Origin of the sequence: Fluviicola chungangensis (assembly GCF_007558725.1) — a bacterium.
GTDB lineage: Bacteria > Bacteroidota > Bacteroidia > Flavobacteriales_D > Crocinitomicaceae > Fluviicola > Fluviicola chungangensis.
This window is the reverse complement of record NZ_VLPL01000009.1, coordinates 66749-86710: the sequence shown is the minus strand read 5'-3', so window position 1 is coordinate 86710 and position 19962 is coordinate 66749. Positions and strand designations below refer to the sequence as shown.

The 19962-nt window shown below is 42.7% G+C and carries 17 protein-coding genes; 7 read left to right on the top strand and 10 right to left on the bottom strand.

What is annotated here, in order from left to right; translation table 11 throughout:
* The first annotated feature begins 233 nt into the window (after positions 1-233).
* Both FO442_RS16115 and FO442_RS16110 read left to right on the top strand, forming a co-directional pair.
* The gene (locus FO442_RS16115) at positions 234-692 is read left to right on the top strand and encodes a hypothetical protein (protein ID WP_144334249.1); all 459 of its coding nucleotides are present in this window, start codon (positions 234-236) and stop codon (positions 690-692) included.
* A gap of 27 nt (positions 693-719) precedes the next feature.
* Positions 720-2186, top strand: a complete 1467-nt coding sequence (locus FO442_RS16110) for a hypothetical protein (RefSeq protein ID WP_144334248.1) — start codon at positions 720-722, stop codon at positions 2184-2186.
* 128 nt (positions 2187-2314) lie between these two features.
* Here the strand turns inward: FO442_RS16110 and FO442_RS16105 are convergent, their stop codons facing one another.
* Both FO442_RS16105 and FO442_RS16100 read right to left on the bottom strand, forming a co-directional pair.
* Positions 2315-3028: a hypothetical protein gene (locus FO442_RS16105; protein WP_144334247.1), complete on the bottom strand. Its 714-nt coding sequence runs from the start codon at positions 3026-3028 to the stop codon at positions 2315-2317.
* A 99-nt stretch (positions 3029-3127) separates the two neighbouring features.
* Positions 3128-3670 carry a YcxB family protein gene (locus tag FO442_RS16100; protein ID WP_144334246.1) on the bottom strand — a complete coding sequence of 181 codons (543 nt, stop codon included), beginning with the start codon at positions 3668-3670 and terminating at the stop codon, positions 3128-3130.
* Positions 3671-3849: 179 nt separating this feature from the next.
* Here FO442_RS16100 and FO442_RS16095 point away from each other — a divergent pair, with 179 nt between their 5' ends.
* Positions 3850-5589, top strand: coding sequence for a T9SS type A sorting domain-containing protein (locus FO442_RS16095; RefSeq protein ID WP_144334245.1), 1740 nt, complete (start codon positions 3850-3852; stop codon positions 5587-5589).
* 557 nt (positions 5590-6146) lie between these two features.
* Here the strand turns inward: FO442_RS16095 and FO442_RS16090 are convergent.
* Together FO442_RS16090 and FO442_RS16085 are read right to left on the bottom strand one after the other, a co-directional pair.
* Entirely contained in the window at positions 6147-6689 is a 543-nt protein-coding gene (locus FO442_RS16090; protein WP_144334244.1) for an SRPBCC family protein, read from the bottom strand.
* A gap of 220 nt (positions 6690-6909) precedes the next feature.
* The gene (locus tag FO442_RS16085; protein ID WP_144334243.1) at positions 6910-8166 is read right to left on the bottom strand and encodes an HD domain-containing protein; all 1257 of its coding nucleotides are present in this window, start codon (positions 8164-8166) and stop codon (positions 6910-6912) included.
* 48 nt (positions 8167-8214) lie between these two features.
* On the opposite strand from FO442_RS16085, the gene porX reads away from it, so the two are divergent.
* From porX to FO442_RS16070, 3 genes are all read left to right on the top strand, one after another.
* Positions 8215-9756, top strand: a complete 1542-nt coding sequence (gene porX, locus FO442_RS16080) for a T9SS response regulator signal transducer PorX (RefSeq protein ID WP_144334242.1) — start codon at positions 8215-8217, stop codon at positions 9754-9756.
* Positions 9753-10169 carry a tRNA (adenosine(37)-N6)-threonylcarbamoyltransferase complex ATPase subunit type 1 TsaE gene (gene tsaE / locus FO442_RS16075; RefSeq protein WP_144334241.1) on the top strand — a complete coding sequence of 139 codons (417 nt, stop codon included), beginning with the start codon at positions 9753-9755 and terminating at the stop codon, positions 10167-10169. Before porX ends, tsaE begins: the two co-directional genes overlap by 4 nt.
* A 243-nt stretch (positions 10170-10412) precedes the next feature.
* Positions 10413-11639 (top strand): alanine dehydrogenase, encoded by a 1227-nt coding sequence (locus FO442_RS16070; protein WP_144334240.1) that lies wholly within the window; start codon positions 10413-10415, stop codon positions 11637-11639.
* Positions 11640-11710: 71 nt separating this feature from the next.
* On the opposite strand, the gene FO442_RS16065 is transcribed toward FO442_RS16070, so the two are convergent.
* Positions 11711-12409 carry a hypothetical protein gene (locus FO442_RS16065; protein ID WP_144334239.1) on the bottom strand — a complete coding sequence of 233 codons (699 nt, stop codon included), beginning with the start codon at positions 12407-12409 and terminating at the stop codon, positions 11711-11713.
* A 98-nt stretch (positions 12410-12507) separates the two neighbouring features.
* Between FO442_RS16065 and FO442_RS16060 the strand changes: the two genes are divergently transcribed.
* Positions 12508-13722 (top strand): sensor histidine kinase, encoded by a 1215-nt coding sequence (locus FO442_RS16060; RefSeq protein ID WP_144334238.1) that lies wholly within the window; start codon positions 12508-12510, stop codon positions 13720-13722.
* A 99-nt stretch (positions 13723-13821) separates the two neighbouring features.
* Here the strand turns inward: FO442_RS16060 and FO442_RS16055 are convergent, their stop codons facing one another.
* The 5 genes from FO442_RS16055 to FO442_RS16035 all read right to left on the bottom strand — a co-directional run bounded on the left by FO442_RS16055 (position 13822) and on the right by FO442_RS16035 (position 19962).
* Positions 13822-15600: an AAA domain-containing protein gene (locus FO442_RS16055; RefSeq protein ID WP_144334237.1), complete on the bottom strand. Its 1779-nt coding sequence runs from the start codon at positions 15598-15600 to the stop codon at positions 13822-13824.
* A gap of 163 nt (positions 15601-15763) precedes the next feature.
* Positions 15764-16954: an ABC transporter permease gene (locus FO442_RS16050; RefSeq protein WP_144334236.1), complete on the bottom strand. Its 1191-nt coding sequence runs from the start codon at positions 16952-16954 to the stop codon at positions 15764-15766.
* Positions 16951-17727: an ABC transporter ATP-binding protein gene (locus FO442_RS16045; protein WP_144334235.1), complete on the bottom strand. Its 777-nt coding sequence runs from the start codon at positions 17725-17727 to the stop codon at positions 16951-16953. The genes FO442_RS16050 and FO442_RS16045 overlap by 4 nt, the downstream gene beginning before the upstream one ends.
* Before the next feature lie 167 nt (positions 17728-17894).
* A complete protein-coding gene (locus FO442_RS16040) occupies positions 17895-18578 on the bottom strand; it encodes an alpha/beta fold hydrolase (protein WP_144334234.1) in 684 nt (227 codons plus the stop codon).
* 16 nt (positions 18579-18594) lie between these two features.
* The gene (locus tag FO442_RS16035) at positions 18595-19962 is read right to left on the bottom strand and encodes an outer membrane beta-barrel protein (RefSeq protein ID WP_144334233.1); all 1368 of its coding nucleotides are present in this window, start codon (positions 19960-19962) and stop codon (positions 18595-18597) included.

The following is a 19962-nucleotide window of genomic DNA, read 5'->3' as shown; positions in this document are numbered from 1 at the left end:
AAGCGTCTTCGGTTATATTTTATATGTTATCTAATTAAAAAAGTTAAATTATATCACATTCATTATTAATAGGTTAGTTTTTTAAAATCAGCAGGTTTAATAGTTGGATAACTAAAAAATAATTTTAGAAAGTTATTTGAAAGAAAGATGTGTGCAAATATTCAAAGACAGAAAACCGGGTTAAGAATATTTTACAAATTGCAAACACTACATTCTTAACTAATACTTCAAATATGAAGAAACATATGCTCTTGTTGGGAGTTTTATGTTTTCAATATGCTACTACTACAGCTTTTGGACAACAGAACTCATCAATAGCCCAATGGATTTCAGCACATCCTTCTGTACATATTTTTTCGGAGAAAAATTACGAAAAACTCGACCAGGAATTTAAAACAAAACTTAAAGGAAAAGTGGTTATTTACCAGGATCAATTAACATTGGACCTTCTGAATGCTTATGATCCGCTGGAGAAAACCGATGAGGTTTCAACCGGTATTTATACAAAAGAGGATCCGGATGCTTCTGTGATTAAAGAATGGCTTGGATTACATCCGGGTATTAAGATTTTAAAACAGTCTGAATTCCAGGCATTAACCGAAGAACGGAAACAGCTTTATGAGTCAATGGAATCCCTTATTTTAATAGGAGAAACGATTACGATTCAAGATATTCTAAATTACCCGCACTGATTTTATTTATTACCCACACTACAACTTATGCGATTAACAAATAATATTGTCCTGCTTTTTTCTGCACTCATTTCACTGCAAACTGGATTCGGACAATCAAATACTCCTTGTACAAGCGGCTCACTATCAGCTCCTTCCATTTCTGTTGGATCAAGTTGTTCTTATACTTCCGGAACAACTGCCGGAGCTACTGCACAAACAAATAATGCAAATGGAAATACTCCTTCATGCGGATCTATGGGACCGGATGTTTGGTACCAGTTCACGGCACCTGCTTCGGGTTCTGTTCTGATTCAGACTCAAGCCGGGTCTATCTCGGATGGAGTAATGGCACTCTATTCCGGGACATGTGGGAATTGGATAGAAATTACCTGCAGTGACGATGATAACGGATTGATGCCTGAAATTTCAACATCGGGATTAACTCCCGGAGCTACCTATCTGATTCGTTTTTGGGAATATGGTGGCGGAACGGGTACTTTTGATATATGTGTTTCATCTTTAGCTCCCCCGGCAGGAAATACAACTTGTACCGTTCAAACCCCGATTTGTTCGGGTTCACCGATCACATTTACTGCAAATACGGGCGGAACTCCCGCCAGTACCGTTAACCCGGGAAACAGTTACGGTTGTTTGTCTACTTCTCCGAACCCAAGTTGGTATTATCTTGAAATTGCTACTGGAGGAACACTTACTATTGATATTACAGCCGGTTCCGATGTGGATTTTGCTATTTGGGGACCTTTTGCAAACGTAGCTACCGGGACCGCGGCATGCAATACGTATGGGGCTCCGACTGATTGCTCGTATTCCATTGCAGCAGTAGAACAGGTAAATGTGGCGGGAGTTTTACCCGGACAGGTGTATGTACTTTTGGTAACCAATTATGCGAATACAGTACAAAATATCAATGTGACCAATGCCGGAGGAACGGCTACTACCAATTGCGGGATTGTTTTGCCTGTAGGATATACCGCTTGGGATGCCGTTCATCTTAATGGAACGGTCCGTTTGTCGTGGACCACGGAAACTGAAACAAACAATGATTATTTTGCCGTACAGCGTTCGGTCGATGGTTTGATTTGGGAAACTATCGGAGTGGTTGGAGGATCCGGAACCACTTCGGACCCGCACAGTTATAGCTACTCGGATGATTCACCCAATCAAGGAATCAATTATTACCGCCTGATGCAGGTGGATATGGACGGTCAATCGGTTCTCAGTCCTGTGCGATCTGTCAAAGTTTCGCTGATGGATGAACATGTGATTACACCGAATCCGACGAAGGCTTATGTATTTGTGGGAGAAAATGAACATCGAAAGATAACCTCCGTAAAGCTCGTTGACAATGTGGGGAGAACACATGAAGTACCTTTTAGCGCCGTTGATGGCGGGGTGAATGTGGATTGCCGTGCGGTGAGTCATGGAACTTACTTTATCCGTTGTACGGACGAATTAGGAAAGTCAAGTGCTTCTTTACTTGTTATTGAGTGATATTTCCCACCTTTTGTCATACCATAAAGGGGTGAAGGAAATCCGGACAGCTATCGGGAGCACGAGGATTATTTTTAGACACATTTAGAAAAAAATACCTTGTGAGCTTTGTGCTCTTTGTGGTTAACTTATTGGATCAGGAAGTTGACCAGTTTTTGTTCCGGTTCGTCCATCAATACCGCATATTTGGCTTGGGTGTAATGCTCGTCATAGAAAAAGATATAATTGGCTTGCAACACGCGGTAAGTTTTACCGTCAACTTTAATATCACGGATCTCAAAGCCTTGCAGTTCGTGTCTGTTAAGTTTACCCAGATTCGTGTGGACCGCTTCAAAGATGGATTCGAGCTCGACCGTTGAAGTATCTACCAGCTTGGGATTAAATTGTGTTTTGGCAAGAGCATATTCCTTCTCTTCGATGAGCCGGAAAAATCCGTCCAGCCAAAGCAGGTTGACATTTACTTCCAGGAGTTTTTCTTTTGTGTAGTTCACTTCCGTTACCTTGTTCCGCTGATTGATCTTCACGGTAATCATGTCATACTTCTTACGTTCTTGTTCTTTCATGTCACAGAACTGACGAAAAGCAATGTCGGATGCGAACAGCTGCGGATCGGATTTGGAACTGTCAATAACATTACTCTTCCCAACGGTAATCAGCAAAGAAGTATTTGTTTTACCGTTTTTAGACTCGGATCCTATGATGGAGCTCACCTCCGAAGTTTTGTACCGTTTTTGAATGTATTGAATCAGTTGGTCGTTGACAGGATTCGTTTTTTGGGTTTCGACGGAACAGGAAGCCAGAATGAAAAACAGAAGGAGAATGAATATCGAAGAGGGTTTCATTGGGATGACGTTTGGGTTTGCGGGATAAATGTATGGAATAATGCCGAATTGCAGGAATGGTTACTGCGAAGGAAAAGCAACTGATCTTGGTAGTTCAATTTACCACTTCCAATCGGTCATTTCAGTAAAGTTGACCTGGTTTTTAGCAGCGATGTCGCGCAACTGGTCTTCCAATGCGTTTATGTTCTCGATTCTATGTCTTGGAAAAATAAAGGTCTGCCCGGATTTCAAATGTGCATAGAAGTAATCGCCCGTTTCATAAACCTGTTTCACCTCGCTCAATGCAATTTTGGATTCGTAATTTTCTTCTACAGTGTGAATGATTTGATCGTCGATGGTGATCGTACACACTTTGTCAAATTTCTCCGATAGAAAGGTATTGATATACTTTTCAAAGTGCTTTTGCTGGCGGTTTTTCGCATACATAGGATAGAAAATAGCCCAGGAAACTCCAAATACCAGGAAAACGACAGCCGGGAAGAATATCTTCTCAGCATAGAAATTAAAAGCCATTAGCAGGAAGAACACTGTCCACATAATTTGACTGTTCTTTCGCTGTGTACGGGCATTTTGAACCGTCGAGGCAAAAAACAACTGGAAATTCAAATAATCCGCTTGGCTTAATGAAAAGGTGTATGTCATGGGGTGAAGTTAAGGAGTTTTTGGCTACTTGTACTTATCGTAGATTTGATCAAATTTTTCTGCCAGTTCCAAATATTCATCTGACCAACCTTTTGCATATGTTCTGAACTAAACCGATTTATCTGATTTTCCTTGAGTTATTCTTAGTTTCAGCCGTTTTTCCGTTGTAATTTTGCAGGATGAAATACGTTTTATTCGCTCTTTTGCTTGCTTGCGGGTTTACAGCTTCGGCACAAACCATTCCTTTGCGCATCGTTTCCTATAACCTGTTGAACTTTCCGAACGGACGCAACGATTGTGGTTCGGGCAATGTAAACCTTCCGAACAGGTCGGACTCACTGCGTAAGATCATGCAATACCTCAAGCCCGATATTTTTGTGGGCTGTGAGATCCAAACGGAAGCTGGTTGCGACAGTGTATTGAACCGCGCATTGAATGTATTCGGGACCACACATTACCAGCGTGCGCAATGGGTCAATAATTCCTTTGGCGGCGATTTGCAGAACATGCTGTTTTACAACGCAGCAAAACTGACTCTGAAAGAGCAACGCATCGTGCAAACTTCACCGCGCGATATCAGTCACTACATTTTATATGTGAAAGATGCCACTTTGCCGCAGCACCACGATACCTGTTTCATTGAAGTATTCATGTGTCATTTGAAAGCGGGAAGTGCCAGTGCCGACCTGAGTGACCGTGCGGCTCAAACGCAGTTGCTGCGCACGGTTTTGGACGGAAGACCACAAGGGCGTCATTTGTTCGTTTGCGGGGATCTGAATACCTACCGGAGCACGGAAGCAGGATACCAGAACCTGGTAAGCGGCGGGACGAATTTTTTGAAAGATCCACTGAATATGCCGGGAAACTGGACAACTAATTCCACTTTTGCAGCTATTCATACCCAATCTCCGCGAGCAAGCGGATCTACAGATTGCGGTGTTACAGGTGGACTGGATGATCGCTTCGATCACATCATTGTGTCGCAAAACGTGATGAATGGGACTAATTTACTGCAATACAACGCAAACTCCTATAAAGCAATCGGGAATGACGGGAACCATTACAATCAAAGCATCCTGACCGGGAGTAATTCTCAGTATCCTGACTCAGTAGTGCGCGCCTTGTATTATGCTTCAGATCATTTGCCTGTGAAACTGGATATGACGGCAACTATCCCGACGAATTTCGGGTTGAACCTGACGTTGTCATTTGCGAGCAGTAACTGTCAGTCGGGTGGAACGAGTGTCACGGTTCAGCCGAACCTGGGCCAGGCACCGTATACTTATCAGTGGAGTGCGAATGCCGGTTCGCAAACCACTGCAACGGCGAATGATCTCCAGGGCGGAAGTTATTGTGTGACTGTAACGGATAACAACGGATTGACGGATCAGGTGTGTTTCGAAGTGGAAACAATGAGTCCTATCAGCGCAAATGGCTTTGACGGAATGGATTACGGAACGTGCAACGGACAATCGTTTGTGGCAGTTTCCGGTGGAAATCCTCCGTATACCTATCAATGGGATGACCCGCTGAATCAAACGACTTCCACGGCAACAAACTTATGTGCAGGAACTTATTCCTGTGTAATTACGGATCAGTATGGTTGTTCATTGATGGTACAGACAACGGTCTTTTCAAATACGACTTCCCTTACGGAATTATTTGCAGGGGCAGATTTCACGCTTTTCCCGAATCCCGCAACAGAAAGTGTGACGCTTCGCTGCGAAAGTGGATTTGAATTGGGAACAATGGAATTCCGGATTTTGAGTGTTTCAGGAGAGCTGGTGCAAGCACAAACGGTTGATTTTTCGAATACAGATCAGGTGACGATTCCTTTATCTGATCTTCAGAATGGGATTTACTTTGTTGAGCTGGAGAAAGAAGGGGTTTCTACCCAAAGAATGATCGTGAAACAATAATCGATTTATTTATACTTTTTGGCTGAAAAAGTATGCAAAACATCCTTTTAAAATGTGCCATTCATTGTCGCTTGTGAAAAACATCTTTTTCTATATTTTAGGTCAAAAGTGACAGATCAGGATCTGAAACGCAAGCGCTTTTGACAAAACATTACGAAAACGATATTTTTCTTTACCTCGCTTCCGGAATGGCACCTGTACCGCGAAATAATTTGAATTAAGACTTGAATATTAAATAACGCAGTTTAGAAGCTTATTTGCTCTTTTTTGACAATTTCCAGTATAAGAACCCATTTAAATTTCATGGAGTTGATATATTTTATTACTTCGAAAGAATAATTGTTTCAATCGAAGAAGGATTTATATCTGTCGCCTTGGCAAACAAGAATGGGAACCCATGCAGGAGTGAGCGTACATTTTTCGTTTGTTTGAGACGCAGTCGAGTTTAAGAAAAATGAGCGAACGATCTGCTAATGGGTCATTCGGTTTGCGAGCGACTAGCCTTTTTTGGTTCTTTTTTGCGCAATGGGAAAAAAGAACTGCAATAAAAAAGCCGATTACTCGGCTTCTATCATCTTTTTCATATTCCCCAATCCTTCTTCAAAATCTTTTCCAATGGCATTTTCCATGTTGAAGAAAAGCATGAAGGCATTGAACGGCCAGGGAGTTCGGCTGGTGAATCCCCACGCGACATGCGTATGTTCATCTCCTTCGGAAGCTACAGTGAAATACGCGTTTGCAACACTTTTCATAGGTTTCTCGAAACGCAGCTCGTTTTCAATGCGCTGATTCGGGATCAGTTTTTTGATCTCTTGTTCTCCTTCACCGACTTGTTTGTGGGGACTTTCCCATTTGGAAATGAATCCAACGGTTTTGTCTGTTCCGATGTAGGTTGTTTTCATGTTCGGGTCCATTTGTGCCCATTTGCTCCACTGGTTCTGCTTTTGGAGCGAAGTCAGAAAATCATACGTTTCAGGTAGTGGTTTGTTGACTGTAACAGTTCGTTCAACGGCAAATTCTTTCTTGCTGAAAGCAGCAATAATCAACACCAGGGCAATCAATCCTCCAATCGCACCAAGAATAATCCATACAATCATCATAAGCTTTAAATTTTGTGTAAATAAACGATTTTTTTGGATATCAGGACTTCAGGATTTTAAGATGTTAGGACTGGATTTTTGAATCAATATCAAATTTTTTCCACTTCCCCGGTTCATATTCACTCATGTAGCTTTCTTCATACAGGTTGCCGTTCTTGTAAACGAAAGAAAGGCCGGTGGGTTGTAATTCTCCTCCCGAAGACTCCGTATTTTTCGATTCTTAATGCCGAACCACCGGGTAACACAAGCAGTACTTCTCCACAGGTTGTGCCAATGCAGAAATGTTCAGGTTGTCCGAAGCCTTGGATACATCAATCGTTTGTCCGTCTTTCTTCAGGAGGTTGATCGTTTGTTTCACCTGACTGTATGCGTTGTTTGTCAATTGTTCGGAATAAACAAAGTAGTCAATCTCTTCGTCGTCTAATTGGTATTGAGTACGCACCAATTCCTTTTCCATCAGAATACGATCAGGACTGAATGGTTCCTTCGCGATCTCCACCTTATGCAGGTTGCGGTCAACAAGGTTCCGGGAAAGAATGGACAATACTTTGTCGGGGTGGTTCTGCCATACTTTTACAGCTCCCATGACATCGAAATCGTCCAACTGGGCAAAGGTTTGCAGCACTTCCGGTTTTGTTTCAAAATCTACTTTTTGGATGTCTTTTTCCATAAAATAAAGCAGGGCCGGACTTCCGAACAGGGTTTGCCCTTCGCGGATCAGTTTTTTTGCTCTGCGCAGAATATTAATCAGCATAAATTCGCCTGAAACAACGGTTTTATGTAAATAAACCTGCCAGTACATCACACGTCTTGCCACGAGGAATTTTTCGATGCTGTAAATACCTTTTTCGTCGATTACCAGCTGGTCGTTGTGTACATTCAGCATTTCGATGATACGCTCTGTTCCCACAATTCCTTCGGAAACGCCGGTGAAAAAACTGTCGCGTGTCAGATAATCCAGTCGATCCATGTCCAACTGGCTTGAAACCAATTGATACAGGAAGGTTTTGTGGTATTTATTGGCAAAGATCATCAGAGCGCGTTCCAGGTCGTCAGAGTTGTCCGGGAAATCCAGTTTCAACGCCTGAATAAAGTAATACGAAATCTGTTCGTGGCTGACATTTTTTACGATATCATATTCCAATGCGTGACTGAAAGGCCCGTGTCCGATATCATGCAGTAAAATGGCGACCAATACGGCGCGTTCTTCATCTTCGGTAATTTCATGGCCTTTTCTGCGAATCACGGCTACAGCCTGTGACATGAGGTGCATGGCACCGATTGCATGATGGAAACGCGTGTGCAAAGCGCCGGGATAGACCAGGTGAGTCATTCCCAATTGCTTGATTCTTCTAAGCCGTTGGAAGAATGGATGCTCCACCAAATCGAAAATAAATTCGTCGGGAATTGAAATAAAACCGTAAACGGGGTCGTTGATGATTTTCTTTTTATTATTTCGATGTGTGTTTGTGCGCAATTGAATACCTTTATAAATCTAATATCAAAGCTAATTAATCTTTAGGATATGCAAGCAAAGATTCTGTGGGCAGACGACGAAATGGAGTTCCTGAAACCACATGTGCTCTTTTTGGAAGCAAAAGGATACAGTGTGGAACTTATTAATAACGGTAGTGAAGCGGTGGAAAAATGTCAGGAAAACAATTACGATATTGTCTTTTTGGATGAGAACATGCCAGGTATTTCCGGATTGGAAACATTAGCACGTATCAAGGAAATTACACCGATGACTCCGGTTGTGATGATTACCAAAAGTGAAGAGGAATCCATTATGGAGGAAGCAATCGGAAGTAAAATCGCCGACTACCTGATCAAACCGGTTAACCCGAATCAGTTATTGCTGTGCCTGAAGAAAAACCTGGACCACCGGAAATTGGTTTCCCAAAAAACAAATTCAAACTACCAGCAGGAATTCCGTCAGTTGGGAATGCAATTGAATGGTCGCCTGGATGCAGAAGAATGGAAAGATGTGTTCAAGAAGCTGACTTATTGGGATTTGGAATTCAAAGGAATTGAAGACCAGGGAATGCGTGAAATCCTGGATGCCCAGCGAAAAGAGGCAAACGATTTATTTTGTCGTTTCATCGAGAACAATTACGAAGATTGGTTCAATGGCAGGGAAGAAGCACCGGACATGGTGCATCATTTGCTGAAAGAACAGGTTTTTCCTTTATTGGATGAACGTATTTTCCTGATGGTGATTGACAACCTGCGCTACGATCAATGGCAGGTTCTCAAACCGATCCTTTCCAATTATTTCAATATTGAAAAGGAAGAAATTGTTTATTCGATTTTACCTACAGCAACTCATTATGCACGGAATGCCCTGTTTGCAGGATTGATGCCTTCCGAAATTGAGAAGCGTTTCCCGAACCAATGGTTGAATGAGGAAGACGAAGGCGGAAAAAATATGCACGAAGCAACCTTCCTCGAAGGAAACCTGAAACGAAACGGAAAGAACGTGAAATGGTCGTATCACAAGATAACAAACTTGGAGGCCGGGAAAAAACTGGTGGATCAATTCCATACCTTATGGGACAACCAGCTGAATGCGATCGTTTATAATTTCGTGGATATGCTTTCGCACGCACGCACGGAAATGGACATGATTAAAGAATTGGCAGCAGACGAAGCGGCATACCGTTCATTGACTCTATCCTGGTTCGAGCATTCTCCCTTACAGGAAATGTTTAAGAAAATTGCCGAAAAAGGAGGAAAGGTGGTCATTACCACAGATCATGGAACGGTTCGGGTAACCAACCCGGTGAAAATTGTCGGAGACCGCAGCACCAATACCAACCTGCGTTATAAAACCGGCCGAAACCTGAGTTATAAGGACAAAGAAGTCTTTACGATCAAACATCCGGATAAAGTAGGTTTGCCGAAATCAAGTTTATCGGCTGAGTTTGTATTTACCCGTGAACAAGACTATTTCGTCTACCCCAACAATTATAATCACTTTGTAAACTATTACAATGACACCTTCCAGCATGGGGGAATTTCCATGGAGGAATTATTGATTCCTTTTGTAATTTTGCAGTCGAAGTGAAAGAATTGATTGCCCATAAATTGGAGGATATTCCGTTTGTAGCCAAAGAATTATTGGAAACCATCGGGAATAGAAAAGTCATCGCTTTTTATGCTGAAATGGGCTCTGGAAAAACCACCTTGATTTCAGCTGTTTTGCGTGCAATGGGGATTGAGTCTCCGGAGGGTTCGCCTACGTATTCGTTGGTTAATACGTATGATTCACCTTATTACGGTGAAGTCATGCATTTCGATGTGTACCGGTTAAATTCAATAGAAGAAGCGATGGATGCAGGAATCGAGGAGTTGTTGTATTCCGGAGCAACTTGTTTTGTAGAATGGGCTGAGATTATTGAGCCCTTGTTGCCGGAAGATGTAGTGACGGTGAGGATTTCGGTAAGTTCGAATGGGGATAGGGTAGTTTCGGTAAGTTGATTTATTTTGTACGATTTCGTCATTTGGGTTTGGGAAGTTGGAAATTTGGGTGTTCCCAAAGATACGAACAGATTTAAATTTAAAAATCTAATTATCAACACTTTGTGTAAAATCGATTTTTGAAACTGAAGATTTCAAATCCCCTCTATTCACCTCTTTTATTTAACACAAAACCTTCTGCTTACTCCGATTTCCATATTCCTTTTTTTCGTATCTTCGTTTGGCTAAAATTGGACACAGACTATGGTAAAGGACCCGGAATTACTCAAACAATTGTTGAAAGAGGGCAATATTCTTCCAATGGAAGAAATGCTCGAAATTGCTAAGAAAAAAGGGCGCCTCGTAATCGGGATCCCCAAAGAATTGAGTTTCCAGGAGCGCCGTGTAGCATTGGTTCCGGAAGCTGTTTCATTTTTAGTCGCAAACGGACACGATGTCCGGGTAGAAAGAGGGGCAGGGGAATCCTGTAAATTCAGCGACCGTGAATATTCCGAGGCAGGTGCCGAACTATGTCCGTCCAATAAGGAAATCTTTGAATGTGATATCATCCTGAAAGTCACACCTGCTTCCGAAGAAGAAGTGGACCTGATGAAAGGGAACCAAACCCTGATTTCGGCATTGCAATTAAGCATTCAGCCCAAAAGCATCCTTCAGAAACTAATTGAAAAGAAAGTAACGGCAATTGCCTGGGACTATATTCGAGATGAGCAGGGAGTATTTCCTGTCGTTCGTACGATGGGAGAAATTGCAGGAACCACTTCGATTTTAATTGCAGGTGAGTTATTGTCTTCCTTTAACGAGGGAAAGGGAATTATGTTGGGTGGGATTGCCGGAGTTCAGCCGACAGAAGTCGTTGTTTTGGGTGCCGGAACGGTTGGTGAATTTGCTACACGTGCCGCGTTGGGACTGGGAGCATCTGTCAAAGTGTTTGATAACAGTTTATCCCGTTTACGCCGTTTGCAGAACGATTTGGGATCACGGATCTATACTTCCGTTTTACAACCGAAAGTGTTGGCGAAATCCATCATGCGGGCCGATGTGGTAATCGGAGCGATTCGTTCGCCTTTGGGACGCACACCATGTGTGGTTTCCGAAGAAATGGTGGAGAACATGAAAGAAGGGTCTGTGATTGTTGACGTGAGTATTGATCAGGGAGGATGTTTTGAAACTTCCCGGGTGACAAACCACAACAATCCTACTTTTGTGAAACATGGAGTAGTACACTATTGTGTTCCGAATATTGCATCCCGGGTTCCAAGAACAGCTTCATTTGCCTTGTCCAATATCTTTTCCCCGATCCTGATGGATATGGGCGAATCGGGAGGATGTCTGGATTTGATCCGCAATGATCACGGATTCCGTTCCGGAGTGTATATCTACAAAGGAATTTTGGTCAGCGAGGTACTGGGACGCGTGTTCGATCTGAAATACAAAGACATCGATTTGTTAATGATGGGACTAAAAGGGTAATTATCAATGAATGAATTATCAAGAGGCCAAAGCTTACTTGATAATTCATAATTAACTCATTGATAATTAAATTATCCTCCTCGTTTATTGCCTTTGAACTTCTGTTTTTTATTCGTCCACTTGTAACGCTTTTTGTTGAAGTTCTCTCTTCCTCGGGCACCCGAGTTGAATTTATAAACAAAACCCAGGTTGTGCTGTAAATAGTTTCCACCTGCCAACGTACCGCCGGTAAACGCAAATTTTCCTGAAGTCTGGATCTGGAATCCCAGGCCTCGGTAGAAAAATAAATTCACTCCCAAACCGATATTTCCTGTAAGCGCAGTAACTCCCGGCATTGTGGTGCGCTGTGTCATCCCAATTCCCAAAGAAACATACGGGTCAACCCAACGCGGAGTAATCAAAGGATAAAAGCTGTATTTGCAATTCAGGTCCAGGGCCAAAAACACGCCCGAACGACCAACGGTATCATTGATTAATTTCGCAGGTTTATACGTTACATATGCTCCCGAAAATTCAGCACTCAACCCGTATTTAAAATACTTATCGACCATGATACGCGTAGGGAAATATTCGTAGTTCCAGGACTGTGCCACGTCAAATGGCTGACATAATCCACGACCATCGTCCTCTACAGCTGTCCAGCTTAAACCGATCATCCAGGAATACGGTTTACGATTTCCCAGAACATATGGCTGAGCATCAACGAAGTTCGTGACAAACAAAAATGCAAAAAGCAAGACTGTGTGAAGTGACGTCTTAAGTATAGGCATGAATCGAGTCTATTAATTTGCTTCAAATGTATATAGCTTATCTGAATATCCCACAATTTTTTTGAAAAATGTTGGTATATTAGCCGAAACTGAAACGTGTGATAAGCAACAAATTAGGACTAAAATGGCCCGAGACAATGCCCGAATGGGAGAAGAATTTAGTTCGTAAGGTCAATTTCCTGAGTTTGATAGGTTCCTTTAATGTCATCGCCTGCTTAATCGTCTTCAATATCATAGGTTTTCAGTTCCTGAATGTCCATTTTTTTGTGGTGTTGGGTTTGGCAACAGCCGTTTTTTTATTGAACTATTGGAGCAAATTTATTCTTGCATCTTACCTCTTTTTTGCAATTGGCATTTATTTGTTGGGAGTTGCAACCATGTTCATGCAATTGGAAAGCAATGTACTGATGTACTTCTTCCCGCTCACGCTTTCGATTGTTCAGATTTATGGCAGGAAAGAAGTATTCGGTCACCTGATAACCTGGAGTATTATTTATTTCCTTACGATCGGTTTTCTCATTATCCTGGGACCAAAGTATTATCCTATTGAAATTCCTGATTCGACCATGGCTGTCCTGAAAGTATTTAACGGGCTTTTCGCTTTCTTCTGCGGCATGATGCAAATTACCGTGATTACCTGGTTAAATATTCGTCAGGAAGAACAAATCCGGAATGTCATTGATGAAAAGCGATTGCTGTTGGCAGAACTGTATCACCGGGTGAAAAACAACCTGAATATTGTCACCAGTCTGATCAATATCAGGAAAAACAATTCCACTTCCCAGGAAGTCAAAGACGCATTGGAAGATTGTCGCGGAAGGGTTTATTCCATGGCTTTGGTACACCAGCAAATGTATTCCGGATCGAAAGTCGGGAACCTGAACATGATGGATTACCTGGTGGAATTGATCCGGAACGTCGAACATGCTTTTGGTGATGATGCCGATGTGGTACTCGAAGTGGATTCCACGGAATTGATCTTACCCATTTCCAAAGCTGTTCCGATTGGTTTGATCATGAATGAACTGATAACGAACTCATACAAACACGGAATGGTGCCCGGAAAAAAATTAGTAGTTACGATCCATGTTTCTCAAATCGGTCATTCTCTCCAAATCGAATTGACGGACAACGGACCAGGGATCCAAACGGATAAGCAAAACAACAATACGCTTGGCTTTGAATTGATTCGTTCCTTATGCGAACAAATTGATGCAAGTTTCATAGTGGGTAAGAACACAGGTGAAAATTCAGGAACAACTATTCAAATCAAAATCATTGATTATTCGGCGAAAGCACAGCTCTTTGTTTAAAATGGATGATTCAAAATTGGAAAGGGGGATTTGAAGTTAAGGAGGGTCGTTCTGAGAAATCAGCAATTCCTTTTTCAATTATCCAGTTTACAATTTTAATTAAAGATTAAACTCCCATGCACTTCTGTAAACCCCGTGTTGTTCAATTTCATTCAAGAGTTCCGAATAGAACGCATCATTCCCCAGGGTAGCGCTGTCGCCAATTAAATAACAGCTTCTTTTTGCGCGTGAAATAGCTACATTGGTTCTGCGATAATCACTTAAGAAACCAATAATTCCATCCGGGTTAGAACGGGTGAAACTTACGACAATGTTTTCTGCTTCCTGTCCTTGGATCGAATCAATCGTAGAAACCTTCCATTTATTGCCCAGTTCTTTTTGTAAACGGGCTATTTGGGCGGAATAAGGTGCCAGGATAACTGTGCGTTTCGGGTCAAGAGATTCTGATTCCACTAATTTTTGAATGATTCCGATCTCATCTTCATTCTCAAAACTTCCGGTGGTTTCGTTGGGAGTTTCTCCGTTTCCGAAACCCGCCATATCGATAAACTGGATCTGACCCGGGGGCATATCTGCTACTGTTTGTAAAAGTCCCTGGTAGAAATAGGGATTGATAACGGAAACAATTTCTGGGGACATCCGGTATTGTTCATTCAGTAAAATGGGTTTCCGGATTGCAGCTGCCGTTTCCAACAAACTTTTACTTAAACCCAGCTGAAATGCCTTTGTACTCAAAACAACCGGTGGCAGCTGTTGAGGATCGCCACACAGGACTAATTTCTTGCCGAAACTCGCAACCAGCCAACTCAATGGTGCCAATCCTTGCCCTGCTTCGTCCATAATCACCACATCAAACGAATGGTTTTTGGAAAGGACATTGAATAAACCAACCGGCGTTCCGGCAACAACCGAACTGGATTCGATCAATTGCTCTTCGGAATCGTGCGCCAGTTTTCGAAGTTCCCTCTGCAATTCGCGTAACTCCTTTCGGGCGTTTCTCCGCTCATCTGCTGCTTCTTTCGTATAATTGCGAATATACCGGTTAGCGATTTGTTCGGCTTTTTGAATCTGTTTTTTCAACGTCTGCCCATATTGAGCAGCTTTCCCCGAATCCAAATATGCATCGATGGTAAAAGGCATGATTTCAGAGGCCACTTTTTCATTGTTTCCGATACGCAACAAGGAAATTTTGGATGCAACGATCTTTTTACAGAGGTTGTCAACAGCCGTGTTGCTCGGAGCCGTAACAAGTACTTTTTTTCCCCGTTTCACCAACTCTTCAATGGCAATGGAAAGAGTATGGGTTTTTCCAGTTCCCGGCGGGCCTTGGATAACGGTCGTCAGTTCTGGGCTTAAAATGGCGCCGACTGCTTCCTGTTGCGAACGGTTAAGCGCCGGATGTTTAAACAAATGAGGTGCTTTTTCGGTTTGAAAACTGCTCTCAAATTCCTGCAGTTGTTTGTGTTCCTTCAGGAAACGAAGTCCCAGTTGCATACATTCCAGTGTGCGGTCGTCCGGTGTGAAATCGACACGCACCGAATGTTCTCTCAGGTTTCCTTCCGGCTCTTCCTTACAGAAAAGGAGCAGCGAATATGCATTTAGTTCGACAATTCGTGCTTTATAGCTTTTACTCTCAACATGCAATAAAACAGTGGCGCCTCGCTTAAAATAGGTATTGTTGATCACAAACGAAGTTTCCAATTGGTAGAAATCGCCGTCAATACCACTTCTGATATCCGCAATTTCGCATGGAAATAAACTCAAGCCCTGTTTCCGCAGTTCATTGGGAGAAGCCTTTAGGTTTTCAGCAGCAAGTGCTCGGGAATACGAAATTTCTTCCTGGACAGCTTGTTCCAAATACGGATGTATCAACTGCATAATTCTTTTGACACGAATTTACGTTTATTCACCGCAAAGAAAAGGAGAACGCAAAGTTTTTATCCGTTTCCTTTGCGCCCTTTGCTCCTTCGCTGATCGCATGCCGCCTTAGCTTTAGCGATGGCACAAGCTACAGCGGAAGCGTTCACTCTTTGCGGTAAAATTACGAGATTACATTATTCTCATTTTCAAATTTACGGTACGAAAGCATGATCGCAATCACAGCCAGTAAGACCATCACACCGAAAGCCATTGCCACCAGGTGCCATTCCAGCGTTCCGGCGATCAGTTCCTTCGTTGCCAAAACAATGTTCACTACCGGGATCAGGGCCGTCACTTCATTTAATTCTACTCCCGGGAAGAATCCTACCATGGCTGGCAGAATGATCAAGAGGTTAAGCGGAGAAATGATACTTTGAGCTTCCTTAAAGCTTTTCGCCCGAACGGCAATTGGAATCATAATTCCAGCGAAAAAAATGATTAGCGGACAAAGTAAGGCATAGAGCATGATAATAAATGTCGGTGAAAGGATGTCTTTAATTGCCTGCAGTACAACCGGATCTTTTACAATATTCAGTACTTCGATGGACAAATAAATTCCCAGCAAGTTGAAAGTCGCTGCCAGTAAACCGGAAAGTACAACGACTCCCATTTTTCCGAACAGGATTTTCCATCTTGGAACCGGAGTTGTCAGTAAGGTCTCAATGGTTGAGCGTTCCTTTTCACCGGTAAATAAGTCGATCGCAGGGAACATGCAGCCCATGAATCCGAAAGCGATGAACAGGTAGGGAAGGAATCCTCCGGCCAGTTTTCCGATCATTTCTTTACTGGAGGCCACATTGGAATGTTCCAGGATGAACGGGGTTATTTTTGCTTCGTCAATTTTCAGTTCGGCATAACGTTCCCTTTTCCAGTTCTCCTGGATGAATGTCAGGTAAGCATCTGCTCGTTCTTTCATTCCCAGGTCCGTACCGTCATGAAAAACAGTTACTGAAATCGGTTTCATAGTACGCTTCAATTGTTCGGCATTGTTTGGAATATAAATCCCGACCTGGATCGAATCCGAACGAATTGCCTTAACCAGGGAAATGGTATCTGTAAACGGGATAAATTCTTTTTTTCCAAGTGCCTCCGGAACTTTCAGCAAATCAGATTCCAGGCTTCCTGCCTGGTTGCTCACCAAACCGATCTTCACTTTTTTCTCCGCAGCTTTTTTCTCGAAACTCTCGGATACTGACATAAAGATACTCATGATCATCGGGAATACCAGGGTCGGGATAACGATCATCATCATCACCGTTCTGCGATCTCTTAAAGTATCGCGTAATTCCTTTTTAAATACTGTAAAGATCATTGGACTTCAGTTTTTTGGTCGTGAACAATTCGGATAAATTCTGCGGTGAGATTCGGGGTCTGTTGCTGAGCACGGAAAGCTTCCATGGTGTCATTATAAAGTACTTTTCCTTTGTGAATGATCGTAATATCATCACACAAGAGGTCGACTTCTCCCATAATATGACTGGAAAAAATGACGGTTTTCCCCTGGTTTTTACAATCGCGTATGAGTTGAATGATGTTTTCTGCCGTGATGACATCCAGCCCGCTGGTAGGTTCGTCGAAAATAACGACTTGCGGATCGTGGATCATGGTCCTGCAAATAGAAACCTTTTGTTTCATCCCGGTGCTCAACTTCCCGATACGTTTGTTCTGGAAATCGTGCATGTCGAGCAAATCATACAGTTTCTTCTTACGCATTTCGATGTCGTTTCTGGAAACACCGTACAATTCACCGAAATAGGCAATGAGTTCATTGGGAGTCAGACGTGCGTACAATCCGGCAGACCCAGTCAGAAACCCGATGTGTTTTCTGGCTTCCTGCGGATCTTTTACAGCATCGATGTTATCTATGATAATGGTTCCCCTGGTAGGTTTGAAGATCGTAGATAACATGCGAAGTGTAGTGGTTTTTCCGGCGCCATTGGGTCCAAGCAATGCATGCACCCGGCCCGGCAGACATTCGAAACTGATATCGTCTACGGCAAGAACAGAGTTTTGGGTTGTTCCCAACTCCTTCTTCTGCTGCCTGTTTAAGGTAAAAGACTTACTGAGGTGTGAAATTTGAATCATTAGCGAGAGATTATGGGACTAAATTACTAAGTTGTTTCCAGCAATGCCAGTAAATTCAGGGGAAAGTGATTTTTGAGGATGAAAGGCTTTAAATAATTACGAATTGCTAGTAGGGGAATTTTCGTTTTCCCCCTTTGAAGGGGGATAAAGGGGGATGGCCACCCCTCTTATTCTCCCCTCAAGGGGAGAGAACGTGTAATACTGCTTAAAGCTTCGCGAATCACACTACTTACTTCTTCGTGTTTTGAGACGGTCATGAAATGTGTTCCTCCCGGAATAATATAGTCCGGATTCACTCTCCCGATTCTGAAAATGCGGTCTGCATCTCCGTGAATGTGCAGTAACTTAGCGGGAATGGGTTCTGTTCGTTTCCAGGTTGTGATTTGTTTGATTGCCCATTGAGTAAATAACGGGTCCGAATCTGCAAGAATCCGATCCAATATTTTTTTCTCATCTTCCCTTTTTGTTCCGAAAAGCCAATAATTGATGCGCTTGTTTTTTAATACCCGTTTTATCGGAATGAGTTTGTACAATCCGACCATTCCACTAAAGCGCATAAACGGGGTGAGCTGCGAACGGTTTTGAATGCTCGAAATAATCAGGACCGGACAATTTCCAAACAAGGCGCTCATTTCTTGGGCTATAATCCCTCCGAAAGAAATCCCGATCAGGATGGGGTGTGTACTTTTCACCTGCCGGCTCAGTTGCTCAACGTACGATTCGAATGATTGACTGTGTTCAACGGGTTCCCAGGGAATGAAAACAGGGGCAAAATCACCGAAATCGATTTGATCGAAGACACGTTCGTCTGCTCCAAGGCCGGATAATATGTAGCAAACCGGTTTTTTCATACGGAAAGTTAATCAATTATTTAGTTGATTCCCGGAAACTAAGCCTGTATGAAATTCCAACCAAAAAGCCCATTGAATTGGTTAAAAGGCGGCCGTTTTTTATTCCGGTGTATTGTCCTTTCCAGTTGTCGAGGTTAAAAATAGTCTTCATTCCGTAATTCTGCCTCCATTCTGCAGATACGCAGAACCGTTTTTTTATCGGAATGCCCATTCCGATTCCACCGCTTAAACCTGAATCGGTCTTTTTATACATGGTACGATTGTTTTGGGTTACCTCCGTGGTCGAAAACTCATATCCGGTATATGGGTAAACAAATAGGGCGTAATTGCTTTTGATCTGATCTTGTTGTTTATTTAAGATACTGATGAAAAAACCTGCATTGCAAAAGAATTGGACTTTCTTTCCGAATGTGAGTTTTGCCAATACCGGAATTGTCAGGTAATCAAATGTTGAAACCAAGTGGTGATTGATGAGTTGTTCCCAACCAGGAGATGTATAGTAGGTATTGCAAACAACCGATTTTTGTTCGTATAAAAGTCCGGATCGTATGGAAAGCCGTCTCTTGAAATTCCATTGAAGAGCCAATTCATAAGAAGAACCGGCGTTGGGATATGTTTTAAAGGTGTAATTCGGTCCGGGAGAAGTTTCTCCGCGGGCAAAAGTGCAGTTTGGTCCTCCGCTGATCCCGATGGTAATCCGGTTATTCTGAAAAGAAGTATTTTCGGGGTCTTTCGGTTTTACGTGATGACTGACTCCGAATAAAACATTGGCACCTTCCCATCTTCTGGTAATGTTTGATTCCGTGAAATCAGCAAATCCGATGGTACCTCTTGCTTCCAGTGAAAGTGCCCACACATCGTTTAGCGGAACACTAATCCCTATTCCTGCAAGCAAACCGGCATCTCTTTTTTTGTAATCCTTCAAATAAGTAAGGTGTAACTTGTTAAAACCGGGATCATCTCCTTCCAGGTGGCCGCTTTTGTCCATGGCAAATCCAAAGTATCCACCGGCATTGAAGAAAAAACGCACTTTGCTACCGATTGTAACGCGCCCCATCAGCGGAATTGTCAGGAAATCGAAACGAGTGGAAAACCAGGGGTATTCAATGTGATCGGGATAGGTGAGTGTCATCGGCAGGCTGAAGCCTCTCGCTTCATAGTTCACCGCGGTTTTCAGGGAGAAGAATTTGGAAAAATGGTACTGAATCGTAATTCCTCCGGCTCCGTAGATCTTGCGCTTATAATCCGATTTGAAACGCTCCTTGCTTAAGTTTGACCAATTTAGGCCGCCCTCCATTCCAATTTCCAGTTTACCTTTTTGTGAATACGTTAATTGCGGCAATATCAATAAAAGGAACAGGAGTGCTTTTACTTGTTGATTCAT

What these genes read in the sequence shown, in the direction of transcription:
- FO442_RS16055 (WP_144334237.1), bottom strand. Translation starts at nt 15,600, where the DNA reads ATGCAGTTGATACATCCGTATTTGGAACAAGCTGTCCAGGAAGAAATT.
- FO442_RS16110 (WP_144334248.1), top strand. Translation starts at nt 720, where the DNA reads ATGCGATTAACAAATAATATTGTCCTGCTTTTTTCTGCACTCATTTCA.
- FO442_RS16105 (WP_144334247.1), bottom strand. Translation starts at nt 3,028, where the DNA reads ATGAAACCCTCTTCGATATTCATTCTCCTTCTGTTTTTCATTCTGGCT.
- FO442_RS16115 (WP_144334249.1), top strand. Translation starts at nt 234, where the DNA reads ATGAAGAAACATATGCTCTTGTTGGGAGTTTTATGTTTTCAATATGCT.
- porX (WP_144334242.1), top strand. Translation starts at nt 8,215, where the DNA reads ATGCAAGCAAAGATTCTGTGGGCAGACGACGAAATGGAGTTCCTGAAA.
- FO442_RS16090 (WP_144334244.1), bottom strand. Translation starts at nt 6,689, where the DNA reads ATGATGATTGTATGGATTATTCTTGGTGCGATTGGAGGATTGATTGCC.
- FO442_RS16070 (WP_144334240.1), top strand. Translation starts at nt 10,413, where the DNA reads ATGGTAAAGGACCCGGAATTACTCAAACAATTGTTGAAAGAGGGCAAT.
- FO442_RS16065 (WP_144334239.1), bottom strand. Translation starts at nt 12,409, where the DNA reads ATGCCTATACTTAAGACGTCACTTCACACAGTCTTGCTTTTTGCATTT.
- FO442_RS16050 (WP_144334236.1), bottom strand. Translation starts at nt 16,954, where the DNA reads ATGATCTTTACAGTATTTAAAAAGGAATTACGCGATACTTTAAGAGAT.
- FO442_RS16035 (WP_144334233.1), bottom strand. Translation starts at nt 19,962, where the DNA reads ATGAATCAACAAGTAAAAGCACTCCTGTTCCTTTTATTGATATTGCCG.
- FO442_RS16100 (WP_144334246.1), bottom strand. Translation starts at nt 3,670, where the DNA reads ATGACATACACCTTTTCATTAAGCCAAGCGGATTATTTGAATTTCCAG.
- FO442_RS16095 (WP_144334245.1), top strand. Translation starts at nt 3,850, where the DNA reads ATGAAATACGTTTTATTCGCTCTTTTGCTTGCTTGCGGGTTTACAGCT.
- FO442_RS16045 (WP_144334235.1), bottom strand. Translation starts at nt 17,727, where the DNA reads ATGATTCAAATTTCACACCTCAGTAAGTCTTTTACCTTAAACAGGCAG.
- FO442_RS16040 (WP_144334234.1), bottom strand. Translation starts at nt 18,578, where the DNA reads ATGAAAAAACCGGTTTGCTACATATTATCCGGCCTTGGAGCAGACGAA.